Genomic DNA, 10,569 nt, shown 5'->3' on the forward strand with positions numbered 1-10,569 from the left:
CGGAGTAAAGGGGAAGGGCGGCATGCGCTCGGTTGAGGACCAGCAGATCAAGGTGACCGCGGCGGCCGTGGCCCCGCGGCCGGTCCGGGTCGCGATCTCCGAGGCTCAGGGTCTGCTGTGTGCCGAGGATGTGGTCACCGAGCGTCCGCTGCCCGGATTCGATCAGGCCGCCATCGACGGTTACGCCGTGCGCAGCGTGGACGTGCAGGGCGCCGGCGCCGACATCCGCACCGAGGACGGCGATCCGATCGAGCTGACGCTGCCGGTGGTCGGCGAGGTCGCGGCCGGTTCGCGCCAGCCGATCCGACTGCAGCCGCGGCAATCGGTGCGCATCGATACCGGCGCGCCGCTGCCGACGCTCGCCGACGCCGTGCTGCCGCTGGATTTCACCGACGGTGGCCGGGCCCGGATCAAGATCTACGAGCCGGTTCGCTCCGGCGATTACGTGCGGCGCATCGGTGACGACGTGCAACCCGGCGATATCGCGGTCCGGGCGGGCACCATCATCGGCGCGGCGCAGGTCGGCCTGCTGGCGGCGGTCGGCCGGGACAAGGTGCTGGTGCATCCCCGGCCGCGGCTGTCGGTGATCTCGATCGGTGGTGAGCTGGTCGACATCGATCGCACGCCCGGTCCGGGACAGGTCTACGACGTGAACTCCTACGCACTCGCCGCCGCCGCCCGCGACGCCGGCGCCGACGTGAATCGGGTCGGCATCGTCAGCGCCGATCCCAAGCGCCTGCGTGATGTGGTCGAGGGACAGCTCGTGCGTTCGGAGGTCGTCGTGATCGCGGGTGCGGTCGGCGGCTGGGCCTCCGAGCAGATCCGCGAGGCCCTGGAGGGGCTGGGTGAGCTGACCATCGACCGGGTGGCCATGCATCCGGGCTCGGTACAGGGCTTCGGCCGGCTCGGCCGCGACGAGGTGCCGACCTTCCTCCTCCCGTCGAATCCCGTTGGCGCCCTGGTCGTTTTCGAGATCATGGTGCGACCGCTGATCCGGATCGCGCTGGGCCGCCGGCATCCGATGCGCCGCGTGGTGCGGGCCCGCACGATCATGCCGATCACCTCGATGGAGGGCCGCCGCGGATACCTGCGCGCCCAACTGATGCGCGACGAGCAGACCGGTGAATACCTGGTGCAGCCGCTGGGTGTGAACGGCTCGTCGCATCTGCTCTCGACCCTGGCCGAGGCCAACAGCCTGATCGTCATCGACCCGGAGGTCACTGATATTCGCACCGGTGACGAGGTCCAGGTCGCATTTCTCGCACAGCGCGGGTGATCTGTGGACATGAACGTATTCCGGGCCGCCCAGCATCCGGGCTGGCCCGCACATCTCGGTCCGGTTCGAGTCGCGGGTGGGCGGGTGACCCTGCGCCCGATCCGGCTGCGGGACGCGGCCGCCTGGTCGCGAATCCGCCTGCGCGACCGCGAACATCTGGAGCCGTGGGAGCCGACCGGCCGGGGTAGCTGGGAGGCGCGCAATCACGCCTCCAACTGGCCCTCGCTGTGGTCGAGTCTGAAGGCCGAGGCGCGCCGGGGAGCGATGGTGCCGTTGGTGATCGAGGTGGACGGATCCTTCGGCGGCCAGCTGACCATCGGCAACATCGTGCGGGGTGCGTTGCGTTCGGCCTGGATCGGCTACTGGGTCGCCAAGGACGTCGGCGGCCAGGGTGTCGCCACCGCCGCGCTGGCGATGGGACTGGACCACTGCTTCGGTCCCGTGGGCCTGCACCGGGTGGAGGCGACGGTGCGCCCGGAGAATCTGGCCAGCCAGGCGGTGCTGCGCAATGTGGGCTTCCGCGAGGAGGGCACGTTGCGGCGCTATCTGGACGTCGACGGCGCGTGGCGCGACCATCTGCTGGTCGCGATGACCGTCGAGGAGGTGTCCGGCACGGTTGTCGATCGCCTCATCCGCTCGGGTCGTGCCACGCCGCCGTGAGCGGCCCGGTCGCGCGGCGTTTTCGGCGGCGACGCGCCCGGGCCTGGTGATGACCGCCTTGTGACGGGTGGGGCAGGTGTGGGCGGCGCGCCTTCGGGATATTCCTGTGACGCCGCATTAACCTACGGACGTCGGTGGTGCGTCCGGTGCCAGGACGAAACAGGTGGCGAGAACCTGCCCAGCGGTCGAGAAGGGACAGTGGTCAGGCGGGGACGGAGGTGGGAGCGCGATGCCGAATTCGATCTTGTGGATCGCGCTCGTCGTGCTCTGGGTCTTCGTGCTGTTCCCGATGCTGGCCGATCGGCATCCGCGGATCCGCCGCACCACGGACGTGGCCCTGGCAACCCGGGTGCTGCATCGAGGTGGTACCAGACGACGTGCGAAGAAAGGGCCGGCCACCGGGCATGAGACCGATCCGGACTGGGTACCGACCCCTCGGCAGAAAAGGCTTTCCCACGGCGATGATGCGGAGGACCGGATGACGACATCGGCCGATGAGCCCGTCATCGAGGACGACCGGAACGCACCCGAGCGCGCCGAATCGGAGGTGACGCGGGCCCACCGGAGCGCCGGTGATCCGCCCGGTCGCGCCGACGGGGGCGGCGAGGAGCACGCCCGTGAAACCCCCGGCGACGCCGTCGATGCCGAGCCGGGCGACGAACACGACGACTTCGGCGAAGTCGATGGCGACGGCGACGGCGATCCCGCCGGAGACGCCCGCGCCGACGATCCGGACGCTGCCGAGGATGGTGAAGAGGCCGACGACCTCCCGGCCGCCGCCGGGACCGAGGATCGCCCGCAGGCGAGCATGGCCCGCATCCCACCCGCTCCGAACGCGGCTGTTCCGGCCCGGCGCGGCGATGTGGATCCGGACGACGAGCGCGACGAGCTCGATGATCTCGACGACGGCGCCGACGGCGAACCCGGATCGGCCGCACGCGATTTCGTCCCCTCCCGGCGTGGCCGCGGCGGGTTCGATCCGGAGGCCGACGCCATCGCGCGCGCGGCCCGGTATCGCTTCCGGCAGCGCACCGCACTCGGACTGATCCTGAGCACACTGCTTTTCGGCGCCTTCGCGATCGCCGTGAGCGCGACCCTGTGGTGGGGGTGTGCGCTTTCGGTCGTGGCCTTCGGGGGCTATCTGGCCTACCTGCGGCGTCAGGTGCGCTTCGAGGAGGACATCCGCCGCCGCCGCGCGGCACGGCTGTCCGGAGCGCAGCAGCGCCCCGCCGAGAACGCCGAAGCCGTTGCGCAGGAAAGGGTCCGGGCCGAGCGTCGTCCGGGGATGGATCGCGATGCCGCCCGCGCGCTGCGCCGGCGCGCGGTGGTGCTCGACGTCGACGACGAGGACCCGCTGTTCGACCATCTGGAACACTTCGACGCCGCCGCTGCCCGGGCCACCCGGAACCGGGCCGCGGGTGGTGAAATCCGCCGCGCCGCAGGCGAATAGGAGCGGGGTAGCCGGTCGCCGACGGCCGCCGCATCGTAGCCAGGAGCTGCGAGCGGCGGCCGTTTCGGTGTGTCCTGGTGTTTTTTCGCGGCTGTGGGCGGACGAATCGCCGCTCGTGGCTAACTTTCCGCATCCCATAGGGGAAGTGGGGTGTGGTGGGCTGTCAGCCGGAATGTGAAACGTCCGTGTCCACTCACCGGGAGTGCCGAGAAGGCGGCAAATTCATAGGTAACCTTTTGTCGCTGTGATCTCCCCGTTACGAGTGGCTCGCGAGCTATTTCCGGAGTAAGCTCGGGCACCGTGCAGAATCGCTGTCCACAAGATCGAAGGATTTAATCCTTCCGGTACGGATGCGTGGTCACGGGTATTGACACGCCGCAGCAGGTGAGGACGCTGCGCGTGGGGTAGCTGGGCGGTTGGAAGGGTTGATCGACGTGTATGAAAGCACTCTGCTATCGATTTTCACCGGCCTGCTCGCATAACAGATCGAGAAATCGCGATGAACAATTCAACGGTCATCGACGAGATCGAGATCGATCTTGCCGAACGGGTAACCGCGCTCGATCTCTATCGCCGCTGGGAAATGCAGCAATGGCAGGCGCAGAGCCTCGAATACGAGCGTGATGCGGAGGGCTGGACCCGGCTGCCGGCCTTCGCGCGGTTGCCGCTGCTGGCCACCCTGGCCCGCTTCCTGGTCGGCGAGACGACCGTGACCGAGACCTTGGCGCCGCTGGCCTACGCTGCGCCCGAGGTCGACTACAAGATGTATCTGGCCACCCAGCTGGCCGACGAGGCGCGCCACACCGTCTTCTTTCGGCGCTACCTCGCCTTTCTCTCCGAGACCCTCGGCAACGAGGAGTTATCGCAGGTCAGCGGCGTCGATCGGGTGGGTGACCTGTTCGAGAAGGCGCTCGTGGACGCGGTCGAGCGGGTGCGGGCGGACCCGGGCGACATCGCCGCCTGGTACGAGGGCGTGGTGGTCTACCACCTGCTGGTCGAGGGTGCGGTGGCGATGACCGGTCTGCACACCGTGCTGGGAACCGTGCGGGCGCTGCCGCGCTTCGATATTCTGCGGACCGGTATCACGAATGTCGCCCGCGACGAATCGCGGCATATTTCCTTCGGCGTGCTGGCATTGCGCAACGGAGTGCGCGGCGGACAGCGCGACCATATTGTCGCGATGATTCGCAAACATATTCCGGCGGCCGCCCGGACATTGGTCGATCCGGAAACGCGTGATCCATTTCCGCGATTGGTGCCGGTGTTGCGGAAACGCGCCGAAATACTTCAGGAGCAATGGGAATTCGCGGAGAGTTCTCTCGGCCGGAGAATGACGTCGATCGGAATTCCTTCGGACACAATTTCGGAACTCACGGAAAATTGGCGGGAATCCTGTGCGGCAGCCGCGGGAGAATATGCCGATCTGCACGGTGAATCACATCCCATCACGTACCTCGTTCGATGAACACAAACAATTCGGGAGCATTTCGTGGACGAAAATGAAGTGCGCGACCAGGTGCGGGAACTGGTCCGTCGGCACGCCCCCCAGCCTTCGGCGGAATTGGCTTCCGATGATGTGCTGGCCGAACAGCTGGGCTACGACTCGCTGGCCCTGATCGAACTCGCGCTCGGCCTGCAGGTGCGTTTCGGCATCGACGCCGGCGGCGATTCCGGTGCGACGAATGTGGTGACCGTCGGCGATATCGAGCAGATGGTGTGTGACGCGCTGCGGGCGAAACAGCCATGACCGGATTGCTCGACTGGCTGGCCTACGACGGCGAGGAACGAGGCTGGACCATCGCCGACAACGGCGACTGGCGCCGCGTCGCCTATCCCCGGTTGAGTGAACAGGTGCGGCGGGTGGCCGCGGCCTGTATCGAGGCCGGGGTACGTCCGGGTGCGGTGGTTTCCATCGTGGAATCGGCCCCGGAACGATTCATGACGAATTTCTTCGGCGTGCTGGCCGCGGGAGCCACTCCCAACCCGCTGGCGCCGCCGCTACCACTGCAGAACGAGTCGGCGTATCGGCAGCAACTGTCCGCATTGCTGGCCGCGGCCGCTCCCTCGGCGATCATCGTGGCGGAGGAACTCGCCGGAGTGGTTCATCCGGTGCTCGAATCCGTGGGCGGGGTCACGATTGTCGGCACGTCGAATGCGACTCCCGCCGTGACCGAACTGCCGGGGTGTGCGCCGGACCGCATCGGTTTGCTCCAATTCACCTCCGGCAGTAGCGGTTCGCCCAAAGCCGTCCGGGTATCGGTGGCGAATCTGGAGGCCAATTGCGCCGCGATCGACCGGTGGCTGGAGTTTCGCCCGACGGACCGGATCGCCACCTGGCTGCCGCCGTATCATGATATGGGCCTGATCGGCTGCATCATCACGCCGACCATTCTGAATCTGGACATTCAGGCCATGACGCCGATCGATTTCATTCGGGATCCGTTGTCGTGGCTGTCCTGTTTCGGCCGCGACGGTGCGACGATCACCGCGACGCCGAACTTCGCGCTGGCGTATCTGCTGCGAAAGATGACCGATGAGGGCTTGGCCGGAATGGATTTCGATCCCTGGCGAGTGATGATCGTGGGCGCCGAACGGATCGACCCGGCGATTCTGCGCGGATTCGCCGAGCGATTGGCGCCCTACGGATTCGATTCGCGCACACCGTGTCCCGCCTACGGGCTCGCCGAGGGCACGCTCGCCGTCTCCGGCCTCCGGCCGTCGGAGCCGGTGCAGGCCGCCGCGGTGACACCCGAAACCGGCGCCGTGGACGGCCCGTTCGAGCTGATGTCGGCGCCGCTCGAGGACGGCCGGCGGTGGCTGGTCGGGTGTGGCGCACCGCTGGACGGAGTGACGGTGCGGACCGCGGCGACCGACGAATACGCCGGAGCGCCGGGCGAATTGATCGTCGGTGGCCCGAGCGTCGCTCGGGAATACCAGACGGCGGAGGGCACGCGCGACCTGTCGCGTGCCGAGGACGGTGCTCTGGCGACCGGTGATGCGGGGCTGCTGGTGGGTGGGCAGCTGTATCCGATCGGCCGGGTCGGCGACGCGGTGAAGGTGCGGGGCCGCACGATCTACGCCGAGGACATCGAGGCGGCCGTGGTGGAGGCCTTCGGCGTGCCCGCCAACCGAGTGGTCGCGCTGGCCGGCAACGCCTTCGGCGCCGCACGCGTCGCCGTGCTGGTCGAGGACAAGCCGGTCGAGGCCGTGCGGCTGCGGCAGGTCCTGGCCGGGCAGCTGGGAACGGATACGTCGCTGCGGTTGTTCATCGGCGACCGGGGACTCATCGCGCGAACCACCAGCGGTAAGCCGCGGCGGCGGGTGATGTGGAACCAGTTGCTGCAGGGCGAATTCGACGCCCTGGAGAGGAGTTGACGATGGCGCCGGTACCGCTGTCGACCGTCGACCACATGTGGACGGCGAATATGGCCGGTCCGCTGCAGTTCGTGGTGGAGTTCGGCGAGGTGCTCGACGCCGATCGGATCGTCGAGGCCTACGTCGAGACGGCCCGTGAATTCGTAGGCGCCGACGCGGCGCTCGTGCAACTCGACGAGCGCACCTTGGCGATGGATGTCGACGACCCACGCCCCGCGATCCGGGCCACGGTCGCCGAATCCACCGTGCCGCTGAGCGAATGCCTCGATCCGGTCGAGATCGGAGTGGGGCATGTGCTCGCCCGCGGGCGGGTGGTGACCCGCGGCGACCGCACGGCCGTCGGGCTGTCGATGTCGCACGGCCTGGCCGACGGCTACGGGATGTTCTTCTTCCTGGCGGCCTGGGCGGCCCGGGCCCGCGGTGCTCGCTTCCTGTCGCCGCGCTGCGACCGCGAGGTGCTCACGCGCCCGCAGGCACGCGACCGCGACAGCGTCGATCCGGACGCGTTGCGCCGGGCGGGATTCGTAACGGTCGAGCCGGATCTGGAATTGCCCGAGCTCGACGTCCACACCGGCCGGCTGGATCTCGCCGAATGCGAGGCGCAAGCCGAGGTTTCGGGGTTGTCGACCGCGGATCTGGTGGCGGCGGGCCTGTTTCGCGACTACGCCGCGACCAAGGACACCGACCTGGTGACCCTGGCCTGCCCGGTCGACATCCGCCGCTTCGTCCGCGAACTCGGCCCGACCTATTTCGGCAACGCCTTCGTGCAGGTGCTGATCGATGTCGAGACCGAGCGCGTCCGCAACGCCTCGGTGCCGGAGATCGCCGGCTGGGTGCGTGACGCGGTCGCCACCGCGCCCGGACGCATCGACGACGCGATCGCCGAACTCGAGGCGTTTCTGCAGGTGCACGGCATCGCGGGACTCGACCGGGTCTGGGGATATCCGCCGCAGTCGGGCTTTTTGGTCAGCAATCTGTCCCGGATCCCCGCCTCCTGGCTGGATTTCGGCGCGGGGCCGCCGGTCGGTCTGGTGACGCCGGGCCGCCGGCCGCGTCAGGACGGGTGCTATCTGCTGCCCGATCCCGAGCGGGCGCACAGCCTGCAGTGGGCCTCCACGCTCGAGCACGAACCGGCCGCGCGTTCGTAGAGAGACGAATCCGATATGGCTGCAGCGATGACCTACAGCATGGCCGTCGGCGATCGCGACGCGGCGCGCCTGGCCCTGCTCGATCAGCATTACAACCCGAGTTCGCGTGCCTTCCTCGAATCGGTCGGGCTCTGTGCCGGCGCGACGGTGGCCGATATCGGCTGCGGGCACGGCGCGATGACGGCCTGGCTGGCCGAGCGAGTCGGACCCGACGGCGTCGTCTACGCCGTCGACGCCTCCGCCGAACAGCTCGAGATCGCGCGCCGCCTGGTGGGCGATCTGCCGCAGGTGCGCTACGTGCACGCGCGCATCGAGGACGCACCGCTCGAACCCGGTTCGGTCGATTGGGTGTACAGCCGCTTCCTGCTGATGCACGTGGCCGACGCCGCTGCCGCGCTCACCGCGATGGAGCGCATGCTCGCCGACGACGGCGCGCTGCTGCTGGAGATGTCCGACGTCGGTGCGCTGCGATTCGTTCCCGCCGACGATCCCGCCGCGGATCTGTGGCGGGAGTGGTGGTTCGCCCTCGGCCGGGCGCGCGGCGCCGCCCACGACATCTACGAGCGCACCCCACAGCTGCTCACCGAGGCCGGCTTCATCATCGCGCGCCGCGACCGCTTCCAGCCGGTCTCGGCGATGCCCGAGGCGAAGATGTTGCACGCCTTGGGTTTCGAACAGTGCGTGCCGGCCTACCTCGAACACGCCGGCGCCGATCCGGCGGCCATCGATGCCCATCGCGCCTTCCTGCAGCGCGTCGTCCCGGATACCGACATCGCCGTCGAACTGTATGCGACCAGCCAGTATTTCGCCCGCAAACGTCCGCGGGCACGAAGATTGTGAGCCTCCGCCATGGTGAGAACACCAGCCGCGCAACCGAAGTCGATCATGGGGATCAGCGGTCTGCACAACAGTGTGCCGTTCAAGCAGGCCCGCTTCCCGGGGCTGGAGTGGCGGGACTATCGCATCACCCAGGGCTTCGATTCCGCGGCGGCACTGCTGCACGACGGCGAGTTGATCAGCGCGGTGGCCGAGGAGCGGTTCACCGGCGAGAAGGCGACCGGCGCCTTTCCCGAACACGCCATCCGATTCGGCTGTGAACGAGCCGGAATCTCGGTCGATTCGCTCGACGTGCTCGCCCACGGTTTCTCCTACGAGCCGCTGCGAGCCGAATTCGAACACAGCGAACTCGGACGCGCGCGGTTCCGCGAGGTCTTCGCCCGGCAGGTGCTGCTGGACAAACTCACCGAGACCTTCGGCGGCGACTGGGACGACCGGCTGGTGCAGGTACCGCATCACCTTGCCCACGCGGCCAGCACGTTCTATCCCAGCGGATTCGATTCGGCGCTGATCCTCGTCGCCGACGGCATGGGGGAGCAGCACAGCGCGACCGTCGCGCTCGGAACGGATGCGGGCATCGAACCGATCGCGACGGTCTCGGAACTGAATTCCCTCGGAATTCTCTACGGCGTCTTCACCTACTATCTGGGCTTCGCGTTCGGCCTCGACGAGTACAAGATCATGGGGCTGGCGCCCTACGGTGACCACCGCAAACACTTCGCGGCGATGATGGACCTCATTCATCTGCGGCCCGACGGTACTTTCACGATTCCCATCCTGTACCGCAACGAAACCGATCTGGACCGGGAAACCTACCGCGGCACACTGAAAGCGATCGAGGAGATTTTCGGCCCCGCTCGCGGCCCCGACGACGAGTTGACCGACCACCACCGCGATATCGCCGCCGCCCTGCAGGCGGCGCTCGAGGCGACCCTGCTGCACACGCTGCGGTACTTCCGCAAACAGACCGGTGCGAAGAATCTGTGCATGGCCGGCGGGGTCGCGCTCAACTGCACGGCCAACGGTGTGATTCTGCGCAGCCGCCAGTTCAAGCGCATGTTCATCCAATCCGCGGCCGGTGACGACGGCACCGCGCTGGGTGCGGCGCTGTATGTGCACCACCAGCGCGAGGGGGCCGCCCCGATCGCGGGTATCGCGACACCGCTGAACGGCCCGGAATACTCCGACGACGAGATCGCGGCGGCACTCGCCGGCCGGACCGATTGCACCGCAACCCGATTCGACGATTTCGCGGCGATGGCCGCCGAACTGGGGCGCCGGTTGGCCGCCGGGCAGATCGGGGCGCTGTTTCAGGGACGTCTGGAATACGGTCCGCGTGCCCTGGGCAATCGCAGCATTCTCGGAGACCCGCGCCATCCGCGCATGCGCGACATCATCAACGCGAAGGTGAAGAAGCGGGAGGGCTTCCGCCCCTTCGCTCCCGCCGTCCTCGACGAGTACGCGACAACGTATTTCGACATCAAGGACGCCGAGGTCGACACCTATGCCTGGATGCTGTTCATCACCTCGGTGCGGCCGGAATTCCGCGAGGGGCTGCCGGCGGTCACCCATGTCGACGGATCGGCTCGGGTGCAGACGGTGTCGCGCGAGCGCAACGAGCGGTTCTGGACGGTGATCGACGCCTTCCGGCAGGAGACCGGCACGCCGATCCTGCTGAACACCTCGTTCAACGTGAAGGGCCAGCCGATCGTGTGCACGCCGGCCGAGGGCCTGGACACCTTCGTCACCGCCGGACTGGACGTGCTGGCCATCGGCAATTACCTGGTAGAGCCGGTTCGCGCCGGATAAGTGGGATCGAGTTA

The 10,569-nt window shown here is 68.0% G+C and carries 9 protein-coding genes; all 9 read left to right on the forward strand.

Annotated elements, in window-relative coordinates; all coding sequences use genetic code 11:
- Window positions 1-22: 22 nt before the first annotated feature.
- The 9 genes from glp to IG65_RS0112765 all read left to right on the forward strand — a co-directional run bounded on the left by glp (window position 23) and on the right by IG65_RS0112765 (window position 10,555).
- Window positions 23-1,276: a gephyrin-like molybdotransferase Glp gene (gene glp, locus IG65_RS0112725; RefSeq protein ID WP_030515109.1), complete on the forward strand. Its 1,254-nt coding sequence runs from the start codon at window positions 23-25 to the stop codon at window positions 1,274-1,276.
- Between the two features lie 9 nt (window positions 1,277-1,285).
- A complete protein-coding gene (locus IG65_RS0112730) occupies window positions 1,286-1,936 on the forward strand; it encodes a GNAT family N-acetyltransferase (protein WP_030515110.1) in 651 nt (216 codons plus the stop codon).
- A gap of 229 nt (window positions 1,937-2,165) precedes the next feature.
- A complete protein-coding gene (gene glpR, locus IG65_RS0112735; protein WP_030515111.1) occupies window positions 2,166-3,386 on the forward strand; it encodes a gephyrin-like molybdotransferase receptor GlpR in 1,221 nt (406 codons plus the stop codon).
- Window positions 3,387-3,885: 499 nt separating this feature from the next.
- Window positions 3,886-4,851 carry a hypothetical protein gene (locus tag IG65_RS0112740; protein ID WP_030515112.1) on the forward strand — a complete coding sequence of 322 codons (966 nt, stop codon included), beginning with the start codon at window positions 3,886-3,888 and terminating at the stop codon, window positions 4,849-4,851.
- A gap of 24 nt (window positions 4,852-4,875) precedes the next feature.
- Window positions 4,876-5,133 (forward strand): acyl carrier protein, encoded by a 258-nt coding sequence (locus IG65_RS0112745; RefSeq protein ID WP_030515113.1) that lies wholly within the window; start codon window positions 4,876-4,878, stop codon window positions 5,131-5,133.
- Window positions 5,130-6,761, forward strand: coding sequence for an AMP-binding protein (locus IG65_RS0112750; RefSeq protein WP_051755851.1), 1,632 nt, complete (start codon window positions 5,130-5,132; stop codon window positions 6,759-6,761). Before IG65_RS0112745 ends, IG65_RS0112750 begins: the two co-directional genes overlap by 4 nt.
- Before the next feature lie 2 nt (window positions 6,762-6,763).
- Window positions 6,764-7,909: an acyltransferase gene (locus tag IG65_RS0112755; RefSeq protein WP_030515115.1), complete on the forward strand. Its 1,146-nt coding sequence runs from the start codon at window positions 6,764-6,766 to the stop codon at window positions 7,907-7,909.
- Window positions 7,910-7,924: 15 nt separating this feature from the next.
- A complete protein-coding gene (locus IG65_RS0112760) occupies window positions 7,925-8,749 on the forward strand; it encodes a class I SAM-dependent methyltransferase (protein ID WP_081879446.1) in 825 nt (274 codons plus the stop codon).
- A 9-nt stretch (window positions 8,750-8,758) separates the two neighbouring features.
- Window positions 8,759-10,555 (forward strand): carbamoyltransferase C-terminal domain-containing protein, encoded by a 1,797-nt coding sequence (locus IG65_RS0112765; protein ID WP_030515117.1) that lies wholly within the window; start codon window positions 8,759-8,761, stop codon window positions 10,553-10,555.
- Window positions 10,556-10,569 lie beyond the last annotated feature (14 nt).

The sequence above is a fragment of the Nocardia sp. NRRL WC-3656 genome (assembly GCF_000720265.1).
GTDB classification, from domain to species: domain Bacteria; phylum Actinomycetota; class Actinomycetes; order Mycobacteriales; family Mycobacteriaceae; genus Nocardia; species Nocardia nova.